Source organism: Paenibacillus sp. D2_2, assembly GCF_031199965.1.
Lineage (GTDB): Bacteria > Bacillota > Bacilli > Paenibacillales > Paenibacillaceae > Fontibacillus.
The window spans coordinates 1380928-1405411 of sequence record NZ_CP133605.1 but is presented as its reverse complement, the minus strand read 5'-3'; the positions used below and the strand labels follow the sequence as shown (position 1 = coordinate 1405411).

General features: G+C 46.3%; 21 protein-coding genes and 1 pseudogene. 1 reads left to right on the top strand and 21 read right to left on the bottom strand.

The window, feature by feature from the left end; all coding sequences use genetic code 11:
• Positions 1–305: 305 nt before the first annotated feature.
• From RE628_RS29510 to RE628_RS06885, 20 genes and pseudogenes are all read right to left on the bottom strand, one after another.
• A pseudogene (locus RE628_RS29510) lies at positions 306–1732 on the bottom strand (amino acid permease).
• 217 nt (positions 1733–1949) lie between these two features.
• Entirely contained in the window at positions 1950–3620 is a 1671-nt protein-coding gene (locus RE628_RS06975; RefSeq protein WP_375143049.1) for a glycerol-3-phosphate dehydrogenase/oxidase, read from the bottom strand.
• A gap of 162 nt (positions 3621–3782) precedes the next feature.
• On the bottom strand, positions 3783–5273 hold the full coding sequence (gene glpK / locus RE628_RS06970; protein ID WP_309158085.1) for a glycerol kinase GlpK: 1491 nt from the start codon (positions 5271–5273) through the stop codon (positions 3783–3785).
• 39 nt (positions 5274–5312) lie between these two features.
• Positions 5313–6125 (bottom strand): MIP/aquaporin family protein, encoded by an 813-nt coding sequence (locus RE628_RS06965; RefSeq protein ID WP_309158084.1) that lies wholly within the window; start codon positions 6123–6125, stop codon positions 5313–5315.
• 143 nt (positions 6126–6268) lie between these two features.
• Complete coding sequence (locus tag RE628_RS06960; protein WP_309158083.1) at positions 6269–6856, bottom strand: glycerol-3-phosphate responsive antiterminator; 588 nt, start codon at positions 6854–6856, stop codon at positions 6269–6271.
• A 120-nt stretch (positions 6857–6976) separates the two neighbouring features.
• The gene (locus RE628_RS06955) at positions 6977–7243 is read right to left on the bottom strand and encodes an NUDIX domain-containing protein (protein WP_309158082.1); all 267 of its coding nucleotides are present in this window, start codon (positions 7241–7243) and stop codon (positions 6977–6979) included.
• The gene (locus RE628_RS06950; RefSeq protein WP_309158081.1) at positions 7207–7377 is read right to left on the bottom strand and encodes an NUDIX hydrolase; all 171 of its coding nucleotides are present in this window, start codon (positions 7375–7377) and stop codon (positions 7207–7209) included. Before RE628_RS06950 ends, RE628_RS06955 begins: the two co-directional genes overlap by 37 nt.
• 240 nt (positions 7378–7617) lie before the next feature.
• Positions 7618–8283, bottom strand: coding sequence for a carbohydrate-binding protein (locus tag RE628_RS06945; protein ID WP_309158080.1), 666 nt, complete (start codon positions 8281–8283; stop codon positions 7618–7620).
• Between the two features lie 168 nt (positions 8284–8451).
• Positions 8452–9006, bottom strand: coding sequence for a chitinase N-terminal domain-containing protein (locus RE628_RS06940; protein ID WP_309158078.1), 555 nt, complete (start codon positions 9004–9006; stop codon positions 8452–8454).
• Positions 8949–9221: a hypothetical protein gene (locus RE628_RS06935; RefSeq protein WP_309158077.1), complete on the bottom strand. Its 273-nt coding sequence runs from the start codon at positions 9219–9221 to the stop codon at positions 8949–8951. Before RE628_RS06935 ends, RE628_RS06940 begins: the two co-directional genes overlap by 58 nt.
• 14 nt (positions 9222–9235) lie before the next feature.
• Complete coding sequence (locus RE628_RS06930; RefSeq protein WP_309159395.1) at positions 9236–11224, bottom strand: sugar-binding protein; 1989 nt, start codon at positions 11222–11224, stop codon at positions 9236–9238.
• Positions 11164–12078 (bottom strand): glycosyl hydrolase, encoded by a 915-nt coding sequence (locus RE628_RS06925; protein ID WP_309158076.1) that lies wholly within the window; start codon positions 12076–12078, stop codon positions 11164–11166. Before RE628_RS06925 ends, RE628_RS06930 begins: the two co-directional genes overlap by 61 nt.
• 91 nt (positions 12079–12169) lie before the next feature.
• On the bottom strand, positions 12170–12868 hold the full coding sequence (locus RE628_RS06920) for a hypothetical protein (RefSeq protein WP_309158075.1): 699 nt from the start codon (positions 12866–12868) through the stop codon (positions 12170–12172).
• Positions 12817–13344 carry a hypothetical protein gene (locus RE628_RS06915; protein ID WP_309158074.1) on the bottom strand — a complete coding sequence of 176 codons (528 nt, stop codon included), beginning with the start codon at positions 13342–13344 and terminating at the stop codon, positions 12817–12819. Before RE628_RS06915 ends, RE628_RS06920 begins: the two co-directional genes overlap by 52 nt.
• A 217-nt stretch (positions 13345–13561) precedes the next feature.
• Positions 13562–14686: a TolB family protein gene (locus RE628_RS06910; protein ID WP_309158073.1), complete on the bottom strand. Its 1125-nt coding sequence runs from the start codon at positions 14684–14686 to the stop codon at positions 13562–13564.
• Between the two features lie 99 nt (positions 14687–14785).
• Positions 14786–16162: an ABC transporter substrate-binding protein gene (locus RE628_RS06905; protein WP_309158072.1), complete on the bottom strand. Its 1377-nt coding sequence runs from the start codon at positions 16160–16162 to the stop codon at positions 14786–14788.
• 165 nt (positions 16163–16327) lie between these two features.
• Positions 16328–17200 carry a carbohydrate ABC transporter permease gene (locus RE628_RS06900; protein WP_309158071.1) on the bottom strand — a complete coding sequence of 291 codons (873 nt, stop codon included), beginning with the start codon at positions 17198–17200 and terminating at the stop codon, positions 16328–16330.
• A complete protein-coding gene (locus tag RE628_RS06895) occupies positions 17197–18039 on the bottom strand; it encodes a carbohydrate ABC transporter permease (protein ID WP_309158069.1) in 843 nt (280 codons plus the stop codon). The genes RE628_RS06900 and RE628_RS06895 overlap by 4 nt, the downstream gene beginning before the upstream one ends.
• Before the next feature lie 204 nt (positions 18040–18243).
• The gene (locus RE628_RS06890) at positions 18244–19842 is read right to left on the bottom strand and encodes a cache domain-containing sensor histidine kinase (RefSeq protein ID WP_309158068.1); all 1599 of its coding nucleotides are present in this window, start codon (positions 19840–19842) and stop codon (positions 18244–18246) included.
• 183 nt (positions 19843–20025) lie between these two features.
• Positions 20026–21657, bottom strand: a complete 1632-nt coding sequence (locus RE628_RS06885; RefSeq protein ID WP_309158067.1) for a response regulator — start codon at positions 21655–21657, stop codon at positions 20026–20028.
• A gap of 296 nt (positions 21658–21953) precedes the next feature.
• On the opposite strand from RE628_RS06885, the gene RE628_RS06880 reads away from it, so the two are divergent.
• Positions 21954–22829, top strand: a complete 876-nt coding sequence (locus tag RE628_RS06880) for a YitT family protein (RefSeq protein WP_309158066.1) — start codon at positions 21954–21956, stop codon at positions 22827–22829.
• A 90-nt stretch (positions 22830–22919) separates the two neighbouring features.
• Here the strand turns inward: RE628_RS06880 and RE628_RS06875 are convergent, their stop codons facing one another.
• Positions 22920–24455, bottom strand: a complete 1536-nt coding sequence (locus RE628_RS06875) for an ABC transporter substrate-binding protein (RefSeq protein WP_309158065.1) — start codon at positions 24453–24455, stop codon at positions 22920–22922.
• Between the last annotated feature and the right edge of the window lie 29 nt (positions 24456–24484).

Genomic DNA, 24484 nt, shown 5'->3' with positions numbered 1-24484 from the left:
CATCAGCTACGCTTACAAGTGAAAAGTAGCCGTTTTTAAATCTCAACGGTCACCACAGACGCTTAAACGCCATAAACCACATCAAAAGGGGCTTTTTAATATTTAAGATGCAGCTATGTCCGTTAGACATGATAATGATCGAAATTATCCTATTAAGAGGCCGCTATGTCCGTTAGATGTTAACCTCTGTTATGACTATTCCATTTTTCGTTAATTCCCCACTGTTTTGAGCGAATAACGATCTGTATTTTTAATTTCTTGCCGTAGTTATGGTTGTCTATGAAGTATTCGTCTTCTGATCTATGTTATACCTTGCGATTCATTCTTGCGAGTAGGGGCAGGATCAGGCCAAGCCCTAACAGGATGAACGGAGTCGCGATGTTTAAGATTAACTGAAAGTACCATTCGCCCGTGAATGGTTCTATCTTAGGAAACATCCCCATTACACAGGCGAAGGCTGTAAATAGGAAGCACCATAGGCCAATGCTAAAGCCAAACGTATTATTCTTCACAAATTGGTAGGACGATTCGAACTTGTGTGACAAACGCATTAATGCCATAAAGGCAGCAAATACCCATAGATAGCGAAGTGGCATCACGATCGAGTTTAGATCGAGCAGCCAGTTAAACAGAGTATTCATGTTACCAATGCCTAGCGCTGGCACAATGATCAAGATGCCCACCAGGATGGCGGTCATAATATAGCCATTGACCGGCGTGCCGCGCTCATTGATTCTGAGCAGTGACTTAGGTACGTAGGTTGCATCGGAGTCCGACAGCAGCACACGGAGCGGCGCGTCGATGGAGAAAGCTAGAGCAGATATTTGTGCCAGTACGTTGGCGAGCGCATAGATGATCATGATCCAGTTGCCGAGTCCATAATATTCCCCAGAATCTGAAAGGCATAATATTGCCCGTTCATCTTCAAATCTGCAGGGATCTCATTGGAATTGAACATGAGCCCCATGGCATAGGAGCCAAGCAGCGCACAGATTGCAACCATAATCGCTAGTGCAATCATGCCGCGCGGGAATTCTTTTGACGGATTGTATGTGTTATTTACGTACGGCGATATCTTCTCCGCACCACCTACGGCAAATACGAGCATCGATATCGTCGTAAAATAGGCAAAGTTAAAGTCTGGAATAAATGTGCTGAGCGTAATGTTAGGCGTTGCCACCTCAATTCCACGAAGCGCAGGAGCCGTAATCGCAAGTACAATATAGAGAATGGACATCACAAAGATAGATATGCCTGCGATTGTACCGATTCGCTTCAAGGAGGTAATCCCGCGAGAAGCCATCCATAGAAAGATCAAGAATATTACAAGGCATAATGATTGAACTAGAAGGGTGGACAGTTCTTTGACAAGCGTACCATTTTGTTTCACCGCCCATCCAAGTGCGATCAATATCGCCTGAGGCTTCTGCGCCAAATAAGGAACATGAACGACCCAATAGGTCCATGCCGCTAAATAGGCAATCTTGCCGCCCATCGTTTCTTTAATCCAACTGCTTACCCCGCCTTTGCCATGACGGAATGTCGAACCTAATTGTCCCACCATCAAGGAGTACGGCACAAAATAAAGAGCGATGATGAGAATCCATGAGGTGATTACGGTTAGCCCTTGGTTGGCATAGTTGTTGACTACATTTCCGAAGCCCCAGACGGATACAAATGCCATCAGCGCGACGTTATACCATCGCAGCTTCTTAATATCGTTGTCATCCATAATTCTCAATCTCCCCTTCTGTCTCACGCATGGGCGCAGTAAGTTATAGCTTCAGCTGCTACCCGTTGTTTACTGGTATATTCTAGGCTACATGTTAGATTTAACTTTGCCTGTAATTCACCACTTCATGCATGAGGGTTGAGATTGAGCAAGAGGCCTGCTTCACCTACTTGGATGTAGGTGAAGCAGGCCTCTTAGTTCAAATTCTATTTACTCCCTATTCTGCCTCCACCTGCGGTACAACAGCCTGATACAAGGCGGTATCCAGTTCCTCTGTGTATTGATCGCGCTGTTCTGGTGTCCAGCCAAAGACAGAAGCCATAAATTCAATCACTGGCGCTTTCCAATCCCGCACCCACTGGATATTGAAGAAGAGCGATCCGGTGCGGCGGATGAAGAAGTCAATCGGCTTCACCGTCATTTCTTCCTCGATGGCATAGACGAGCGGGACAAGCACTTCGATCGGCAATCTGCTTGCCTCTAAGTCCCCACGATGACGGTCTGTCAGCTCGAAGATTCGGTCTACATTGGAGCCGTAATGACGCGCCCAGAACTTAGCACATGCAGCATCTAGGCCGCGGCGTACTCCCTCTTCCGTCTTTGTCTGAACGAAGTCCGAGAAGGCGGTCGAGCCGCCAACATGCCCGCCGGAGATAGGCAGTTTCTTCGTCATCGTTGGAACGAATACCTGGCCTTCCTCCTGACCCAGCAATTGCATAACCAGATCAACAATCATCTCGGCCATCTTACGATAGCCTGTTAGCTTGCCGCCCGCAATCGTAATCAGTCCCGAAGGAGATTGCCAGATCTCGTCGCGGCGGGAAATTTCCGATGCGCTCTTACCTTCCTCATAGATAAGTGGTCGTACGCCCGCCCAGCTGGATTCGATATCCTCCTCACTAAGCTGGACTGTCGGGAACATGTATCCTATCGCGGCAATAATGTAATCACGATCCTCCTTTGTCATAACAGGCCGGATCGGGTCACCTCGGTAGAACGTATCTGTAGTTCCTACATAGGTCTTGCCATCCCGCGGGATTGCGAACACCATCCGGCCGTCTGGCGTGTCGAAGTAGATCGCTTGCTTAAGCGGAAATTTAGATTGATCTATAACAAGATGAACGCCCTTCGACAATTGTAGATGCTTGCCAGTCTTGGAATGGTCCTTGATGCGAAGCTCATCGACCCATGGTCCTGCCGCGTTAATGATTTTCTTTGCCCGATACTCGTAGCTCTCCCCATCCAATTGATCAACGACTCGCACACCAACAATCCTGTCATTCTCATAGATGAAGGAATCCACCTTCATATAATTGATGGCCATCGCCCCATTATGGACGGCTTCCTTCATTACCTCAATCGTCAGGCGTGCGTCATCCGTACGATATTCTACATAATAACCACCGCCCAGAAGCCCTTCCCGCTTAAGTAGCGGTTCACGGGTCTTCGTCTCTTGCTCCGACAGCATTCGCCGCCGTTCACTATGCTTGACCCCGGCCAGGAAGTCATAGACGCGTAGCCCGATACCTGTGCTGAATTTACCAAATGTCCCGCCACGATGAAGCGGTAGTAGCATCCATTCAGGTGTCGTGACATGCGGGCCGTTCTCGTAAACGATGGCCCGCTCCTTACCTACCTCGGACACCGTCTTAATATCGAATTGCTTCAAATACCGAAGCCCGCCATGCACCAGTTTGGTCGAACGACTAGAAGTGCCTGCGGCAAAATCCTGCATTTCGAACACGGCAGTACTAAGTCCTCGCGTCACTGCATCAAGGGCAATTCCCGCCCCTGTAATTCCTCCGCCTACTACAATTAAATCAAGTGGCTCCTGTCCCATTGCTTCTGTCATCGCTTTACGTCCCGTCGCGGAAAATGCTACTGTCATCCTATTAACCTCCCTCGTCATATAGACGGATATTGAAGTAGGTCATTGTACAAAAAAGCCGCAATAACACTAAAGTCACGGACTCAAGTGCAATTGCGGCTTCTCTATTCTCCAACCGAATTTAAATATTAACTTATTAAAAATTGTAGCATATTCATGTAATTATTTAAATACTTTTGTCGCCTCAATCGCTTTGCCCCAGCCTGCATAGAGTTCATTTCGACGCTCTTCCGACATTGACGGCGTGAAGGTGCGACCAATACTCCATTGCGCCTCAATCTCATCCCGGCTCTCCCAATACCCAACAGCCAGGCCAGCGAGGTAAGCTGCGCCGAGAGCCGTCGTCTCGAACACTTGTGGACATTCCACAGGCACGCCAAGCATATCGCTCTGAAACTGCATCAGGAAGTTGTTCTGAACCGCCCCGCCATCCACGCGCAGTGTCGTAAGACCAATCGAGGAATCGGCCTCCATGGCGTTCAATACATCCTTGCTCTGGTATGCTAACGATTCAAGGGTGGCACGGATGAAATGCTCTTTACTGGTGCCCCGAGTTAGGCCAAATATAGCCCCCTTCACCTCGCTGTCCCAATATGGTGTTCCCAGTCCAACGAAGGCAGGCACCACATACACACCGTCCGTGGACTCCACTCTACTTGCATATTGCTCACTATCCTTCGATTCCTTGATCATACGGAGGCCGTCACGAAGCCATTGAACGGCGAAGCCGGCAACAAAGACGCTTCCTTCCAGGGCATATTCCACCTTGCCGTCGATTCCCCAAGCGATCGTGGTGAGCAGGCCATGTGAGGAATGAACGGCCTGTTCGCCGGTATTCATCAACATGAAGCAACCTGTGCCATAGGTGTTCTTCGCCATGCCTTCCTTGAAGCAAGCCTGCCCGAACAGAGCTGCCTGCTGGTCTCCAGCAACGCCGGCAATTGGAATTTCTTCACCGAAGAAATGATAATCGACCGTAGTACCATAAATCTCAGAGGAAGAGCGGACTTCCGGAAGCATTTGCTTCGGAATTGACAGTAGCTCCAGCAGTTCGTCGTCCCATTTCAAATCATAAATATTGTACATAAGTGTTCGCGAAGCGTTGCTATAATCAGTCACATGCACCTTGCCGCCGCTAAGCTTCCAGATCAGCCATGTGTCGATCGTACCGAATAGCAATTCACCTTGTTCCGCCCTTTCCCGAGCTCCGGGAACATGGTCTAGAATCCATTTGACCTTCGTACCTGAGAAATAAGAATCGATCAGTAGTCCTGTCTTAGAGCGGATTAATTCCTCGTAGCCTCCTGCCTTCAGTTCATCACAGATAGACTTCGTCTGTCTCGATTGCCATACGATCGCATTGTAGATCGGACGCCCGGATGCCTTATCCCATACGACAGCTGTCTCACGCTGGTTCGTAATTCCGATCCCGGCAATTTGATGCGGCTTCACACCGGATTCAATCAGACAGGTAGCAATAACGGCAAGAATCGATCCCCAGATTTCCTGGGCATTATGCTCCACCCACCCCGGCTCCGGGAAAATTTGAGTGAACTCCTTCTGAGAGACGTGCACAATCTGACCTGCTTTATCAAATAAAATAGCTCTAGAGCTTGTTGTCCCTTGATCAAGAGATAAGATATATTTTTCCATGTGAATTTCCTCCATTAAATATTATTTACAGCCTGCTGCTTACATCGATACACTCCGATTTGCCTTTTTACTGAAGAGGATCAGCGCAAGGAGAAGAATAACGACCGCTATTCCTAACACAATCCAAATGGCGGCATCCATATTGCCTAGGAACACATTTTTGTAAAATAGTGCTCCTAGCGAACCACCAAGCAATGGTCCGACGACGGGAATCCAAGCGTATCTCCAATTTGAGCTTCCTTTCCCGGGGATTGGAAGCAGCATATGGGCGATTCTCGGCCCCAGGTCACGTGCCGGATTGATCGCATATCCCGTCGCTCCGCCTAGCGAGAGTCCGATGCTGACAATCAAGAAGCCGACGATGAGCGGATTGAGTCCATCCGTGAACTTGTTAGCTCCAATGGCGAGAATGCCAAGAACTAAGACGAATGTTCCAATCATCTCACTCATCAGATTGGAGAATGGGTGATACACGGCAGGACTTGTTGAGAATACACTTAATTTCGCTCCAGGATCATCAGTTACCTTCCAATGTGGCAAATAATGCAGATACACGATCACTGCACCAGCAATAGCGCCCAGCATCTGAGCAGCTATGTACATGGGGACGTCGGACCAAGGGAAGTTACCGATAAGCGCAAGCCCTAAAGTGAGGGCGGGGTTTAGATGAGCTCCGCTTATCGTACCTACGGAATAGGCCGCTATAGCTACCGCTAAGCCCCATCCCATTGTAATGACGATCCAGCCTGAATTTGCCGCATAAGATCTCTTCAATGATACTCCTGCACATACACCACCACCTAGTGCAACCAGTATCATGGTCCCGATAAACTCTCCCCAAAATGCCGACATAATTAACCCCTCCCATGAGTTATGACTGTTAAGAACACAAAGAGACCTACATCAAATGTACCACCGTCTCCATTATGCAGAGAAGGCAGTGCGTTGATTGTAGATCTCCAAGTCTCCGTAACATTATTAACTTGATTCAAATTTTATTTAAAATTGTAAACGGTGTCAATCCCTTTTTTTTCAAGGTCTGTCCATAATTGTTTATTGGAAGTGGTCACCGCTTCCGCACCTGCTTGCAGAGCAAGCTTCACATCTTCACTCGTGGAGATAAATCCTCCTGCTAGGATCGGAAGACTCGTTCTTTCCTTGACCTTGCGAATAATGCTCGGCATACCTCCAGGCAGTACCTCAATGATGTCCGGCTGAGTATTCTCAAGTAGCTTACAGCTCTTCTCTAGAGCACTGTTGTCGATCAAGAAGATCCGCTGAACGGCAATGACGCCTTTTTGCTTCGCCTTATGAATGACACTGGACTTCGTAGAGATTATCCCATATGGCCGATACTCCTGGCACAGATATTCGGTCGCTTGCGCATCGCTCTGCAGCCCCTGGATCAGGTCGATGTGCAGGAACAGCTTCTTATTCGCTTGCTGTACCATACTGCAGGCATGCTTCAACTGGGCAACATGAACATCGAGCAGCACAAGATATTCATAGGATGATGCCACTGCCTTCTCCAGATCCTTCATCTGCCTTGATGCAGGTAGAATCCGTTGTTCATAAAAATTCATAGCCTCAGACCCCTTTGGTCAGATCATACATAAAGTCTATAATATTTTATTCGGCGAAAAGTCGGCAAATGACAAGCATTTATGATCGTTGCCAGGTAAGATATCGCTGGTTCTCACATACTATAGATGCTCAAGCGCATACGCCGTTGTCATTGTAATTTTATCAGGCATGTTGTTGACTGGGAACCACTGCACATCTCCCAGAGCATGAGGCTCTAGATTCTCTACAATCCCGGAAGCAATTCGAGCCAGAAAGGTTGGCGCTACATAATGTGTGTTCTCCGCCGGAAGAATGTGATTCGTGACACAGAGCAGCCCATCAAGCGTGATTTCGACACCTAATTCCTCTCTTATCTCGCGGATAACCGCATCTTCAATGGTCTCCATGTATTCGACCTTGCCCCTGGCAGACTCCAATAACCCGCTTCAGGTGCTTTCTTCCGAAGCACGAGCAGTATACAATCCTGATCGTCTTTAATTACAGCACCGACGCCAACTCTTGGTGATTCCTCGCTATTCATGGTTCCTCTTCCCTTCTCGAACGCTCTTCGATCCCATAAATACAGGGCCGATTCTTAATAGAAACGGCCCTGTATTGCTAGACTACTTTATGAAAATAATAATATCTATCTACTTAGCCGCTTCGCGGCCATACACTTCGATTTGGCTCAGTGCCGGGAATGGAGACGGATCATCCGACTTGATCAGCTCTTTCAGTGTAACCCATTCCACCTTGCGCGGCGTAAGCTCGAACGTTTGCTTCAGATGAGTTTTACTAGATCCAAAGTTTCCTGGCTTCCATCCGAGAACGCTAATGTAACACGCTCCCAATGACTGTCATGCGGGAAGTCTGCACGAATCGTTAAGGCAACCTTATCAACTTCCACAGTACGGCCAAAATCTACAGTCATCTCTGCATCAGGATTCTGATTAATCCCCCAGGATTCAAATGGCCATTTGCCATGCGAGTAGTTCACATAGTTGCCATTGATCGCATTCCGTGCCGCAAACACGGATTCCCCGCGAGTCTCCACGTTAGCATACGCATGGGGATAGCTGGTGCTATTCTCATGTTGGTCATATACATTTAGTGCTAAATTGCGATAAGAATTGATCTCTTCCTCCGTAGCCAAGCGAGCGGTAAGTGTATGTAAATCACCTACAAATGTCTTCGGGGAATACGAGATCTTCTTCTCGTCAAAAGGAATGATGAAGCGCAGATCTTGACCTGTTAAATATATGAATGCTGGATCCATCGCATCTTCGAGTTGAATGACCAGATATACGTTTTGTTTTTCACTTGTCAGAACTATTTGATCCCCAGGTTCATAGCTTTTATCATAAACCAGATGAGCCTGGCCAAGGTCCGCAGCGGACGCCAAAACAGCACCATTCGAGCTTTGTATCTCAAGTTTAAGTTGTGTCATGTCGATTCTCCTATTCTAGTATTGAATTTGGACGATATCTACATCTTATCTTATTGACTCAGGACAGACCAGTCTAGAAGCCAAAAGGTATAGAAAGTGCACATCTCATGCAAAAAAGGTCAAACATTGACACAAATCTATGATTTATCTATAAGAAATAACATTACATCACTTCATTACTTTAACAATCATTTTCTCACTAGATGTCACTCCGGCATCATTAAGAAGCTCGCATCGATATTCGTACGTACCGACGGACTTGTCATAAATGTCTGTAGTGGTAGTTTGTGCATTTGGCGTACGATCATTAAGCACTTGCGTATCGATCAGAATCCCATTCTCGTATAAACGGTAAGTAGTACCGTTTGTGCCCCACCACATATTCATACTGACTTTAAAGTTCCCATCACCATCCCAGTTATCATGAGAAAGAACCGGTATAGCCGGAGCTGCGTCCGTAACGGTTATCGTATGAACATCGCTTCTCGTCGTGCCTGATGCATTAGTAAGCTCAGCATAGTAGCGGTAGGTTCCATTTTTACGTTTCGAAATGGACGTGACGGTAGTCTGCGCATTCGGTGAATGATCTGTAAGAACTTGCGTATCAATCAGTACGTCATTTTCGTACAGCTTATATGTTGTACCGTTATGCCCCCACCACATATTCATCGTGATCGAATACGTTCCACCTTTAATTCCCGTATCATGTCCGTGATTGTCCAAGAGAACAGGTTTGCCCGGACCCCTTCCGGATCAGGGTTTGACGTCGACTTTACCGTCAACTTCCCACTGGCCTCGCTACTTAGGAAATATGTCTTATCATTTTGAGTATACGAGACTTTGAATGGATATGTTTTCTCCTTATCCGAGTCATTCTGGAATTGAATTTTGTAGCTCAGCTCCGCAATCCCATTCGTATCCGTTACTGCCGCTCCCATCGGTTCGTCATCGTTTATGAAGAAGGATACATTTTCCCGGAGATCGCTTGACCGTTCTTATCATGCAGCTTAGCCTGCAGTAGAATAGTGTCATTGACCCCTCCCTCAACGTCTGACGTTTCCAGTATCGTGCTATGGTATAGCTTGAACGTCAATTTCTGCACGGTCATCATTCCTGCTGGATCACCCGCTTGCACGACCAAGGTGTGCTCCCCTTTAGCGGTGATTGGTATACTAAATGTCCATGATTCCCCATCCAACAGAATCCGAGGTTCTAGCACTTGACCATCCTCCGTTTCTGCCTTCACAACCGGAATGACCTCATCTGCATAGCTTTCTCCTTCTTTAACACCTTGAATCGTGATGATTGGAGAAGCTGAATCATGGATCCATTGAGCAGTTCTGAATTTCTTAGAATCCTTGACCTCCCCAATTCCAGAGCCCCATTCGATATACCCTTTCCTCCCCGCCCCGTCATTGTCGTTCACAAGGAAGGAGATACTTAGGGCTTCATTCACACCCGGTTTGACCTGTGGGATCTCTGACCAAGGAAGCGCCATCTCGTAGACGGTAAGCTTCTGCACTTCATCTCTTTTCACTTGCAAGGAACCATTCGCAACAAGACCCTTGGGTCTGGAATCCGCTGACAACCAACGAAAGATTTGCGGCCCCTGCGGAGTATCGGAGATCCCCAGCTCATAATAGCCCCTATTCTCTCCGGGAATCCCAGCCATCATAGCAAACTGGATGCTATCGTTCTTCCAGATTTCTTCCCCGCTTGCTGAAGCGGAATGAACATCATCCTTGATTTGCGCCGTCAAATAGAAATTATCCTGATCCCAGTTCGCCCATATGCTACCGTCCAAATGGGCCGGACAGGTATAGTTCTTCATTTTAACCGTTCCCTTCGATAGTTCGACGATCGGGGGGGTTACTGCTATTTCGGAATCAACTACGCCATCCACCTGAACCGTACCGCGTTTGATCGGATTGAAATCGAGCTTTCCTTCATAAACAAAAGGCTCTTTTCCTTCAAAATATACGGTGACCTGGGCCGGGTAGCTGACACCAAAGTCAAAGCCTTGAAGCGGGATCTCTATCGTCTCCACAGCGTTAGGGGAGATGACCACGGTTCCTTCCTGACTGCCTTTTTGAGAATTGAAATTCCAATCTGCTTTCTTAATGGTGAGTCCTTCTACCTTCGATTGGTTGCGGATTTGAACCCGCAGTGCTTCACTTTTCTTATTCGTATCAAGGATTATTGGCAGCAACTTGGCTTCGTAAGGTGGGGCAGTCTGAACGGTTTGTTCAAGTCTGCCAACAGTGCTTCCGTTCGCGATTAAATACCCTGTAATATAACGTTTACCGGCCTGACTTAATCCTGGTACTGAAATGGATAGAGACGTCTTCTGACCGGATGCTGCGTACAACGGATATTTAGAGCCTTCCATCGATAATGAAATATCGATAGTTGCTGCTGTTGTATTATTCGTTTCCACGGTCAGATTAACGGGTTCCTCGGCTACCGCTTCTTCTGTCGCAAGAGTAAACGTGGAATCAACAGCGATTCCGTCAATGTCACTTTCCAAATAAAATGGCTCTCCGGTTAGTGTCATATACACTTTGCCGTTCAGCGGCGTGTAGGTTTCACTATTCCCCATCATATCGGTGATTCGTATCGGATGATCCGTTCGAATCGCAGCCTGAACGGGAGTATTGGCCCAAACCACCCGCAAGTCCTGACCATCCTTATTAAATCGGTAGCTGGAAATCCCCACATCATATGAATCCTGTTCTACGAACTGAGCACCCGTGAGTTCCCTGGTCATCGCAGCATATGCCGCAAATGCGGGTTTCGGCGTATGTTGGCCTTTAGGATCATTCTGATGTCGGATCAGGCCGAAATTATCCTCTCCATAGTCCGCTTTGAGGCCATCATTCATCAAATCATACCAGAATATTTTTTCGATACCGGCTCCAAGCGATAGTACATGAGCACGCACCAAATAATCCGCTTGCGTTTTTCGTCCACCCCTGGTATAGTTGGCCAGCCGACTTCCGTACTCCAAAGAGGTTTGTCTTGTCCATGATTATATTTCCGGATTAAGCTTTGCGTATCGCGCAAGTATTTAATCATGCCATCCGGTGTCACGTTGTACGGATGAACGGAAACGACGTCCATGTACTGGAGCCCGCCCAGTTTCATAACCTCCTCCATCCAACTGAGCGCCGATGCATCCGTTACCATTCCGACAACCGTGACGTCCGGTCTTGCGGATTTTACCGTCTCATAGGTTTTCTTCAGCAGCTTGTAGTAATAGTCCGGACGAGAGGCTGCGATGCCGTTCCCTCTACTTCCAAATCCTCCGTTAAACTCATTGTATACTTCCACCCATTCCATCTGATTACCGTACAAATCCAGCAAACCCTTGCCGTAATTAGCAAACCCTTGCCGCCCCTCGTCCGTATAAGGGGTGCTATCCTCATCGTAGAAAGGATTCGTAAAGTCGAGCGTGATGAGTGGCTTTAGACCTTCTTTCTGTGTACTACGCATAAAGGCATCGCGGTTCGTCGGTTTCCGGTATTGCCCTTTTTCGGTTTCGACATCTACCCAAGTGATTTCGTCACGAAAGTTTTTAGCCCCAGCACGCCGAAGTAGCGTACTTAATTCAGGGCTCCATCCCGTGTTTGTTCTTGCAAGGTGGGTCGATATCCCGAATGGAGAGTTGTCCGTCATGGTCGGGTCATCTTCGGATAGGCGAGCAAAAGAAACTTCCGCACTTTTAATCGTTTGACCATCCTTCTCCGCAGCAAGCGTTAGCTTATAATAGCCGAGTTGCTGCAAAGGAATCGTCAAATTGAGCTTCCCGTTCTGTACCCATCCCTTCCTTCCAATACTTTATGATCCAAATGATCATATACGCTCCAGCTCACGGCATCTCCTCTGGTCACAAGCGGGAAGGCTGTAGACTCGTTTGCCAGGAAGACATTACCCATTTGAGACTGCTGGATCGACAAGTCCGGCAAGAAGATGTGGCCACAACATTGTCGAAGTAAATATCTCCACTCGTTTTGCCTCCGATCAAACCGGATTTCTCTACCATAAAGGCGAGCTCCTGAGCAGGGCCATGCCATATCCCATCGTTTGCACCATTGTAATGCAGATAACTTGTGCCCGCGTTAAATTGAAAAACTTCGATCTTTTGCCAATCATTTGTCGGTGACAAAAAGAGTTTCTGCTGATGCACCTGTCCCGTCGAATCCTTCACCAGAAGCAGAATAACAGAGGCATCGGCTGTTTTAACCCAAAATTCAAGCTTCTGCATATCCATAGCAGGAGAAAAGCTCCTACCTAACGTGACATTATTGCCACCAGCGCTAAAATCCGCGCTTAATTTACCAGAATAAGCTCCAGACTTGAACTCGGTCGTATCTCGAACGTAATCGCCCTTGACTCCTGTTCCGGAGCCACCCAATACCCATATATCAAAGGCATTCTCGAAATTACCGATTTCAGCCTCCCATAAAGGTTGCTGCTGTGGAATCGTCACAGTTACATCATCAAACCACACGTCACCGATTACTTTGCTATTGTTCAAACCAGACTTCTCAAGCAAAAAAGCGAATTCCTGAGCGACCCATGCCATATCCCATCGTTAGCCCCACCAAAATGAAGATAACTTGTGCCACCGTTAAATTTGGTGATCTCCACCTTCTGCCAATTCGGGTTTGACGTTAAAGCGATCTTCTGCTGATGCACCTGTCCGGTCGCATCCTTCATCCGTAACACAATCGCAGTGGCATCGGCTGTTTTGACCCAAAATTCAAGTTTTTGTATATCCATAGGAGATATTTTTTTGCCTAGTGAGACATATTTTCCGCCGGAGCTGAAATCCCCGTGCAGCTTGCCCGAATAGGCTCCTGACTTAGAATCGGATGCCTCCCGTACATATTCGCCTTTGGCTCCGGGAAACTCGGTGCCGAGGCCAAAATACCAAATCTCTTCATCGCTTTCAAAACCACCAATGGTTATATTTTGTGAAGTTTCTGCTGCATATGCTATCGTATTTCCACTCGATAGGAGTCCGTTCATAGGCCAGGTACATAAAAGTTGAACTAACATTAAGCTTATCATCCACTTTTTTATTCCCAAATCCATACACTCCCTTATATATCATCTCAAAATGAAACCGCTTACCATTTTATGTTTGAAAAGCGTTTTTCTCAGCATCCACTAGTTCTGAACTATCCCCAATATGCCTACATGATCTTTAATCATGTAGGCATATTCCCCCTGCTTTGATCGATATCGGTATGACGTATCGGCCACCTTTATCAGGCTATTTACAATCTCTTATATCTATAATCCCAACCCAGAGCACGCCTTCCTCATCGGAGAATGTAAATGTGATCTTACGACTGTCTGGACTAAATGATGGATGCGGGTGTCCGGGATGAATCCCGCGGCACGGCAGCTCACACAGCAGTTTAGATTGTTTCGTAGCCGTATCAATCAGCACAATCTTGGAAATGCCCGGCTCTTGTGTATCCGCTACCGCATACCGGCCATCTGGACTGATACCAACATGCCAATACTTGTAGTCGCCATTGATGAATTCACGCCGCTCCCCTTGCTTATCCACGAATAGTACGCCTGTCGGCCGATCCGGACTTTGCGGATACTTCACGAAGTATAATCCGCTGCCGTCGAACGCCCAGATTTCGTGCCCCACGTATTCCACATGCTGACCGTGCTCGTCTTTTTTTTGCGAAAAGATATTACGGGTTACTCCGGTACGCGTATTTACGGTCCATAATCGATCTGGGATGTGTTCCGTTGCGCCCTCGTGAGAGTAGAACAGCAGCTCCGGATCCACCGGATTGATCATGGCGTGATTGGCTATGGGGTAGGGGTCTGCAAAGCTCGGTCGAACGGCCTCGCGAATTTCCCCGCTTTCGGTATTCACCGTGCCGATCACCCAGCTCGTTTCTCGTAATACAGGTTCAGAGGATGTAAGTTGCTGATGCTCCTGCCAATAAACACCTAACATCTTGCCGTCATTCGTAATCGATAATGGTCCCAGAAAAGTGCAATTGGACTCGAGCAGACAAATCGTTCGCCGTTCGCCGCTCCAAGCATCAATAGCATACAGCTCATTTTTATCGAACAAATACAAGACATCATCGCAAGAAACGACACCGCGTCCCCAAGTCAGGCCTTCTTCCAGCACCTGTGCGTCGCCCGTTTCCGAATTGACACGCACAACGTTACCCGTCCAGGTTTCCAGACCGATATCTGCGTGCACGATCCCCGGATCGATATCCGTGTGCACGATCAGGTGCCGACTGTCCGAGAGCCAGGTCATTGCCGTCATATAATGATGCGCCGTATCGCGTCCTTCACAGCCGATAGCGAGGATCGGCAGCCCCGTCGTCCGGTCTGTGAATGATATCCTCTTAAGCATGAAGCTCCCTCCTCTTCTTGTACGCCCCGCCCCTCTCTTCAGCCTTCGCGAACAAAGGAATACGAATAAGAGTAGCGAGGCTATTTATAATCGTGACAGCTATTTAACAACGACCTTAGAGAGCACTTCCTGATCAAATTTCTTTGCAGCCGCATCGAGTAGTGCTTTCACATCCGCATCTTTGTTTGAAAATACCTCTTGTAGAACGTTGGTTAATGCTGCATAACACTCCTGGCCATTATACGAGGGTTCCGGGACGCCTACCATTAACTTGCTGACTTCAGGATCGTATCTAAAAACGTTATCCGGATATTGATTGACAAGTGCTTCGAACTTCTTGCCATATTCCGAATCCGCTTTATAATAAGCTGGTGCTCCGTACAGGTATACTTGACCTTTGGCTTTCCTATCTTCTAGAACCAGCTTCATTGCATCGAGCTCACTATCTTTAAACAAATCGAACGTTACGTAGTTAAATGCCATTTGCTGTACCTCAGGCGTTTCTTGTGGATTAATTACATCATAATTGCCGCCGAGCACACAGGTATGATCGCCGCCCTTTTCCATCGACGGTATTGGCAGAATAATCAGGTCTTCTTTCTTCATGCCGCCGTTATTGATCGCGTCTTCGATGCGATCGCCCAGCACCATTGCTGCCCGGCCTTGCTTAAACAAATTGTATACGTCGCCAAAGTTTAAAGCCCAGTTTTGTGGAAGCGCATCGCCCTCCCATCTTAATTTCTTCATGAACTCCATCGCTTTCACGCCCTCTTCAGAGTTGAAGGCTGAAGTCACCTTACCGTCAGTTGCATTTTGTGTGGTTCCACCCGCGCCGTACAAGAAATTCGTCCAGTTCCACCCGCCCTCATTTCCTTTGGCCATCATGGCAAACCCGGCAATTCCTTTAGCAGGATCGGCCGTCGCTTTTGCCGCCGCATAGAAATCATCCCAAGTCCAGTCCGGCGTTGGCAGTGGTACATTCTTCTCATCGAATAATTTCTTGTTGATCATAACCGCCATGATATAACCGTTAGCCGGAATAGCGTACATTTTGCCATCGATCATAAACGGACTTACTAATTTTTCGTTGAAGTCATTGGCATGCTCATACTTTTCCATAAACGGCGTTAAATCCGTCAGCCATTGATGTTCCAATAACACTTTCCCTTCCGTTGCTGGGACTCGGATAAAGGAAGGGGCTTGATGAGCCGCCATTTTGATGCCAATTTCATTCGGCGAATATTGCCAATCATTTTTTTTCACCGTAACGTTAGGATATTGCTCTTGAAATCGTGCCACTTTTTTGTCAGTAAACTCAATTCCTGCGAGATTATCCGACTTCGGGTATTGGACAGTCATCGTGATGGGAGCAGCCTTTGCTGGCTCATTTGTGCTAGCTGTCGGTTCACTCGTTGCTGTATTTTTTTTGCTACTGCTATTACTTGTACTACTACCGCAAGCGCTTACGACCACCATTAAAGCAAGAAACGTCAGGAGGAGGAGATTCTTTCTTTTTCTTATCACTTTTTTTGCCCCTTTCTAAATGGGTATTAGTTAGGTTACACGTTCATCATACTTGGACATCATTTTCGAATCGATGATGAATTCATGGATTGTGATGACGGATTCAATTCAAGCCTATTATCCTTTAACGCCCGACAGATTCAGACCGTGCATAATGTTTTTCTGGAAGAACAAAAAGAATAGGAGCGGCGGAAGCATGATCACCGTCAACACGCTAAACTTCACATTCCAGGTCATAACGAAGGATTGAATAACATCTCGATACACAACGGCTGCAAGTGGATATTTCTCAGGTGAGGTCAAGACAAGCGACGGCCAAAACCAATCATTCCATACCGCTGTGAATGAAAAGATAAGCAAAGTCGAGAACACCGGAACAGACATCGGTATGGCAAGTCGGAAGAAACAGAGAAGTTCGGATGCCCCGTCCAGGCGCCCTGCTTCAAATAACTCCTTATTGATGCCATCGAAAAAGCTTCTTAGCAGCATAATGTTAAATGCGCTCGCACCTGCCGGCAACCAGAATGCCCAGTAGGAGTCGATTAATCCAAGACTTTGTAAGTTTAAGAAGTTAGGAATCATATATGTCGCACTCGGTATCATGAGCGAGCTCATAATAAAGATCGTGATTCCCTTGCGAAACGGAAGCTTCATCTGAGAGAGACTAAACGCCGCGAGACTAACTATCATTAAAGAAATAACGGCAATTCCGCCAAAAAGAAGTAGCGTATTCATAAAAGGCCGGATTAAATCCACATATTTGAATCCCTCGACATAATTGCTCCATTGAAATTGATGTGGGAATAGGCTTGGCGGAAACGTAAATATTTCCTGATTAGTTTTAAATGAAGAGAAAACGGTCGTTGCAAAAGGATATAGCATGGTCACGGCAAGTGCAAGCAGCGCAAGCAGCATAAGCGCATACCCGATCAGGACCGTTCTTTTCTTGAAATCAAACGAAGACATGATACTGCGTTCCCGATTGCTCATGCTTCTTTGCTCCTTCCTTGAAAGTAATAAAGTACCATTGAGAGCGAGGTAAGCACCAGAAACATCAGCACTCCCATCGCCGATGCCCTACCGTAATTCAAATTCGTAAATGCTTCATTAATGATCAGGTACATATACGTAAGCGTTGAGTTGTTCGGACCACCACCGGTGAGTGCCATATGGGTCATAAAACCTTGTGACGTGCTGATCAACTGCATGATGAACATTAAGACATAAATGTGGCGAATGCCAGGAATCGTAATATGGCGGATTCGTTGCAGGACTCCCGCTCCGTCGATTTCGGCTGCCTCGTACAAATCTTTGGGGATGCCTACAATAGCTGCCAAATAGATCAGCGTCGTTCCACCAAATCCTTGCCACGTTTCCGCGATCACGATGGAGAGCATAGCTATACTTTTATCGGTCAACCACATAAATTGATGATTGCCAAGCCAAGATGCGATCTGATTCGCCGGTCCTAGTGGGTCGTACAACCATTGCCACATGCCATAAAGCACGACAGCTGGAACGATATGTGGCAAATATACAATTAATCGCATCGCCCCTTGAAACCGCCGCAGCTCAGAGATCGCCATGGCGACGACACTGGGTATCCAGAAGCCGATCAGCACGCACAGTAGCATATAATAAAGCGTATTTCGAATCGAGATTAGAAGGGTACTATTCGCCAAGACCTCACGGTAATTGTTCAGGCCAATGAATTCATTGCCGCCAACGAAGTCTACCCGCATAAAGCTGTATATTACCCCTTTAAAAATTGGCGTCCAAAGAAACAAACAAAAGACGATGAGTGCCGGCAGCAGGAATAGAATCCCCACATGTAATCCTTGCTTTTTTTAATAAGCGGGTGCACCAAGTTTCTTTTCTCAACCCTATTGATTTGCGCGAACACCCCCTCACATCCTTTCTATGTTGGTATATCATTTATTCTATAGAAAGGCGGATACGCTTCCCATGACGGCTCCTCTCAACTCCATGACGGATTCTATCAAAAAAACCGCCCTTCGCAGGGCGGCTCTAAATTATGCGATATATTCGGTGAGTTCTTGCTCGGACTGGATCACGGGAAGCTTGATCAATGCTCTTGTTCCGCCCTCTTCCCGTGCGAAATAAGTCAGTCCATATTCCTCTCCGAACCTTAACTGAATTCGTTTATGTACATTGCGGATACCAAAGCCTTTATCCGGATCAGCCGTGCCTGACAGAATCTCTTTAACCTTCTCCAAATCAAGGGGCCGAAAACCGTTATCATCAACGGATATAAGTAGAAAACCCTCCGAAAGCCGGATATCGATGTGAACCTCCCCCTCCCCATCCATCTTGCCGATACCATGGAGAATGCTATTTTCGACGAGGGGTTGGATGACAACTTTAGGCAGCAAACAGTCCTCCGTTCCTTTTTCCGTGTGGATGTAGAAGTGGAAGGAATGATTATAACGTTTTTCCTGCAAATGCAAATATGCCTCGACATGGCTCAGCTCTTCCCGAATCGTAATGATTTCCTTGCCCCGACTGAGCCCAATCCGCAGCATCGTTGATAGATCTCTGACCATGTCCGCAACCTCCGGTACACCCCCGCGAAGCCCATACCAATAGACGGAATCCAGTGTATTGTACAGCAAATGCGGCGTGATTTGGGAATGCATCAAGTTCAGTTCAGACTCTTTTTGCTTGATTTCCATCACGTATTTTTCTTTGACCAGTTGGTTCAATCGTTCTGTCATTAAATAAAAAGATCGATATGAAGTACCAATTTCATCTTTGCGGTCTTCTTCCGCATATCTTTTCATTTCTTTACCTGGTTCATAGGAACGGGAGAGACTGGCCAATCTCGCTAGCGGTCTTAGAACGGATTTTCCTAAATAGAACAAGAAAAACAAAAGAACGATGAAATAACATACCGCGATGATCCGTATAATCCCTTGTACCTCATTATAGGAACCTAACAACGAGCGGAGCGGAATCTCATAAATGAGCCGATTGGCATACGAGACACTGTCATGATAGACGTACATATGGCTATCCGTAACCCATACGCTCGGCAACAGTTCTTTTCCATTCTTCGGTATGGTGATGGTTGATCCCACAGCACCCGATCCTACAAGTACTGTTCCTTTCATATCCGTTAGATATACTTTTGCATCCTCCGGGAGAGTAATAGAGTTTATTTCCTTAATCAGTAATTTTTCGATTTCTGTAGCTGCTATAACACTGATAGGTTTCCCGCCGTGAGAAAGATCTATAACAGCCCTTATTAAGGCTATCGTTTTGTGCGAATCCTGATTGAAGCCAAATTGGTCAATTTGCTCGATCAGGACTTCTCCATCCAGCTCTGCCGCTTTTCGGATCCAGGCTTTCTCATCCAGACTTTCGATAAAAAAGACACCCGAACCGGATACATGGGGAGAAGGAGCAAAATCATAGTTTGCGGGGTGTTTCGTCAACACGAATAAGGAATAATTCGCATTAGTCGAATAGCTGCTGAGTACATTCTCAGTTGCAATGTATTTGTGCAAGCTTCGGTCAGCGTTGGATTGGCTGTCATCTCTCCATTGTTGGATCGTATCGGAGCTCATGATGGTTACCAGCTTCTGGTCTACGGAATCCATGACGCGATCCATCGTCGCATGATTTTGTTTATTCAGTTCGGACAGAGCTTCCCCACCTGCATTTTGATCGAAAGTGAGGCACGATTGGAAGCAAACCAGAAAATAAGAATCATGGGAATGAAAATAAATACGATGACAAAAAGTATAGCCTTCTTCGTTAATCGTTGTGATTTCATGCTTCTAAACAATGTAGTTTCACTCCGATCGGACAGAATTAGGGCTCTCCCCATAATATCTTTTGAACACACGGCTAAAATGTTCCGGTGATTCATAACCGACTTCATCCGCAATCTCATAGCGCTTTTTGGGCGTGTTAATAAGCAGGTGTCTAGCTTCCTCCAGTCGCAACCTTGTCACGAATTCCCATACCGTTTCACCGACAATTTGTTTGAATAAATAACTCAAATAATTAGGGCTTAAATGCACATGATCGGCGATATCCTGTATTTTCAGCCCTTTGTTCCGATAATTTCGGCGGATATATACAATCGATTGCTGAATGATCGCCTGATCTTGATCGGCCATGGATGCATGGACGAGCTCGGCAGCCTCCAATAAAAAGGCATGAAGGCGATGTTTGATTTGGGTACCCGATAACGGAAAAAGAAAATACACGATAGGATCAAGCTCTTTATATTTGTCTCCTATCGTCTCTTTCATTTCCAATAATACAGTGTAAATCCGGTAAGCGATGCTTAACGGAATACCCGCAGTCGAGTCATCACTATCAAAAACAGGAGATATATCCGAGATAAAACGTTGAATATCCTCCTGTATGCTCTCAAGACTTTTTCCAGTTCTCATCTTTTGCGCCAATTGCTCCGTTTTTTCCTGCCAATTTACCTGAATTGACGCTTCCTTCATTGAGAAATCTTCGGCATAAAAAACACGATGATTATCATATAACGCATGCCATTTGACAGCTTTTGCCGAATCGCGATAGCTTTCAGGAAGATTTTGCAGTCCAAGCCTTAAAGAGCTAATGCCAACGACCGCCTCTAAATGCAGGTAGGTTTGAATATGCGCGACGATCTTTTTCCCAATCAAATTCATCTTCGCTACATTTTCCTGATCTCGCCCCGTATAATCCGCCTCGCTAAACTGTAGAATGGTGATAATTTGATTGCCTTGACCATAAAAAGCTACCGCATTCCAGTCCGCCAATGTCTCCTCGATAATATTAACTGTCGCATACTTCAGCAAATTGCGGTCCCTAAGCTTCTGGATAGTCTTCCCCTCTGCTCCAGAGCGCCCCCATGAGAGCTCGGTAACAAGCAGCAGATAATAAGGGCCTTCAAACTTTAGACCAATTTGTTCAAAAATGAACAGATAATCATCGGCTTTATCCAATGATCCGGCAATCACTTCATTTAAAATATAGGATCGCAAAGATAACATTCCCGTCATCGAGAATTTAAGCTTTAATGATTCTTCCAATAGCCGTTTATATTTTTTATGGCGGTTTGACAGTTCTGCACCAACCACCTCGGTCAATTGGGACAACTGAACAGGTTTGATTAAATAATCCCTTGCCCCTAGCCGTATGCATTGCTGCGCATATTCAAATTCATCATGTGCCGATATGACAACAACGGGAATATCCGGTTTTTCGGATAAAATGGATTCCATCAGTTCAATTCCGTTCATCCCATCCATCTGGATATCTGTAAGCACCAGATCAATCGACTCGATCCGCAAATAATCCAAGGCCTCATAACCGTTCGAAGCAGTCAATACTTGAGTTATACTTAAATCGGACAACTCCAGATATTCCTTTATGCCTTGGCATACTATCGCTTCATCATCCACTACTAATATAGTGTACATACCTTGTCAGTCCCTCCCAGACGCGATGGAACAATTCTTCTATGAACTATGTGTGATTGGTTACTATTTTTCATTATGCAATCCGCATTCTGGTTTTGTCGATGATCAATTCTTTGGGGAGTATGATGTTTTCCATGCTATAGCGAGAGCTCCCGGAGGGGAGACTATGTAGCATTACGGCCAAGATTTCCAATCATTGTGATTCATTTCATAGTTTTGTACCTTGATAAAAAACATAATTTAGTGTGATAATAATAATCTATCGACAATTTCACCAAGAAAAGAAGGCTCTAAAAATGAATTTGGGCAAATACCCTGCATTTATTGAAAAACCAATCAAAGCTTCAATTAAACCAATCCATGAAGTATTTATCACTCTGGTGTCCGCATTTCTGGTCGCCGCCGGGACGAATCTGTTCCTTGTCCCACATCATCTTCTATCCGGTGGGGTTACCGGCGTTGCTTCCATTATCGGCTATATGACAGGTTGGAACATCTCACTGCTATATTTCGTTCTAAATTTGCCGTTAATTGCATGGGGCTGGAGAGCGGTTGGCAGACGTTATATTCTTCTTAGCTGCCTGTCTGTTGTCAGCACAACCTGGTTCATGGCCATTATTCCACAGTATCAGGTGACAAAGGATCCGATTCTCGGTGCCATCTTCGGCGGGATTGTATCTGCCATCGGCATCGGCTTATCATTACGAGTTGGCGGATCTACCGGAGGTTTTGATATCGTCGGCTCCATAGTTACATACAAGCATGACTTCGCTATGGGGAATATCCTGTTAATATTGAACGGGATCGTCATTCTAGTCCTAGGCTTCTATAAGAGCTGGGATTTGGCGCTCTACTCCATGCTATCCACTTACATTAAGGGGAAAGTCGTCGATATGATCCACGTGGACCATATTAAGGTCACCTGCTTCATCGTAACGAAGAAGAAGGATGAGATGCTCTGCCAGCTACGCAAGCTGCATCACGGGATTACCTGTATGCATTCCGAAGGCGGCTACAGCGAGGAAGACAACTATATGCTGATGACCGTGACTACCCGATATGAAGTGCCAGCCGTTCGTAAGACAGTCATGGCAACAGATCCAAAAGCGTTTATGAATGTCGTGCAATCGACAGAGATCCTTGGACGCTTCAAACGACCGAGAAGATCATAAGTGCTGACATTGTCCATTTACAATCAAGCCAGTTCGGCAGCCATCTGATGATGGAGCTGGACTGGCTTTTTCGTACCCAAATCTAATGATTCACCTTCTATTGTGCCCGGCACGCCATTCATCAAGCTGCTTCTGAACCTCAACTCGTACTTCATCAATACCAGCCTGTTTGAGCTCATCATTGAACTTTGGCAGCTCAGCGTCCACATCCAAGCTTCCCGTCATTAGGCTGGGATAATATTTCTCCCAGACCATTTCAATATTTTTCAACTGAATGGGCATAGAGGATAGGTTCGGCGTAAACCCTAGAATGTTTGACTTGAGGGCATGGTTGTTCGAATCGCGATATTGATCCCATTTATTCATAGGATCCGGGGTATTTCCACCCATGGTCTTCAGGATAAACCAGTTACCCTGGGTATACTGTACTCCCGCATAGTCTGGTGGTGCATCCGAGATGGGATCACCATGGCTATCCTTCGGCCTTATAAGAACGACTTGACCATTTGAATCCAGCGTATAATGTACGCCTTCAATACCATAATTGAATAGGTTACGAACCTCGGGATCCGTATTCAATAGATTTAAGAACTTCATACACTCTACAGGATGCTTCGTATCTGCACTAACCGCCATGATTCCTCCTCGAACAGACACTGTCGTGACTAGTAGAGGGGTAACAGGATGGGCCACCACTTTATAGCCACGATCCTTACTCCAGCTGTTCTCTGAGAGTGGACCACCTTCTGCAGCCTTCCAGAAGACACGTTCACTTCTTTTGAGTCCCTGGCTCTCCCGCAAAGCGGCGTCTTCGTTGATATAACCTGCCATATAATAACGCCTGAGAGTATCCAGCACCTCCTTAGCTTCCTTCGTCTCGAAGATATTCACGACCGGAGAATTGGGATCTTGAGACAGAACCATGAGGGGGAGTTTCTTGTCAATGATATATTCATAGCCATCCAATGCAAAAAAGTTCTGGGAGTCCTTGTCGAGCTCCATCGGCTGATAAGAAGGCTCCTTCTCTTTGATCATTTTAAGTAGTGGTTCAAGTGATTCCAAGGTATTGTACTGGGAAATATCAATATTGTACTTTCTTACGAGTTCATCCGGATACATCCACTGTTCTCGCGTGGCCAGCTCCTTGTTGGTCGGTACACCGTAAATGCTACCATCATGCATTCGTACCCCTTCCCAAAAGATCGGATCGATCACGTCATACATTTCTTTGCTAACGCTTGAGAGATAGTCATCCAGTCGCAGCCAGGCCCCCCGTTGGATGTAGGTTGCATATTCCGGCGCAAAAGCGATATCAAAAGGTGTCCCTGCGGATACCATTGTGTTCAGTCGGTCTGCATATTCTTGCCAACCTACCTTAATGTAAGTAATCGTAACGCCGATTTTTCTAGCCAAAACCTCGTTGATTTTATCATTCACTATCTTAAGATCCTTATCCGGCTCCCCAATTGTGTAATAGATAAGATTCACTGTATCTTCGTCTGAGGTACTCTCCTCCCGACTGCCAGGGAACAAGGAACAACTTGATAAAGACAAGATAATGCCTATGGTGATTATAAAAATTGTGACCCGACGACTGATACCAAAGGTATGTTGTAGCCGCAGCATAACATGTCTCCTTCCCACTCTGCTCGGCA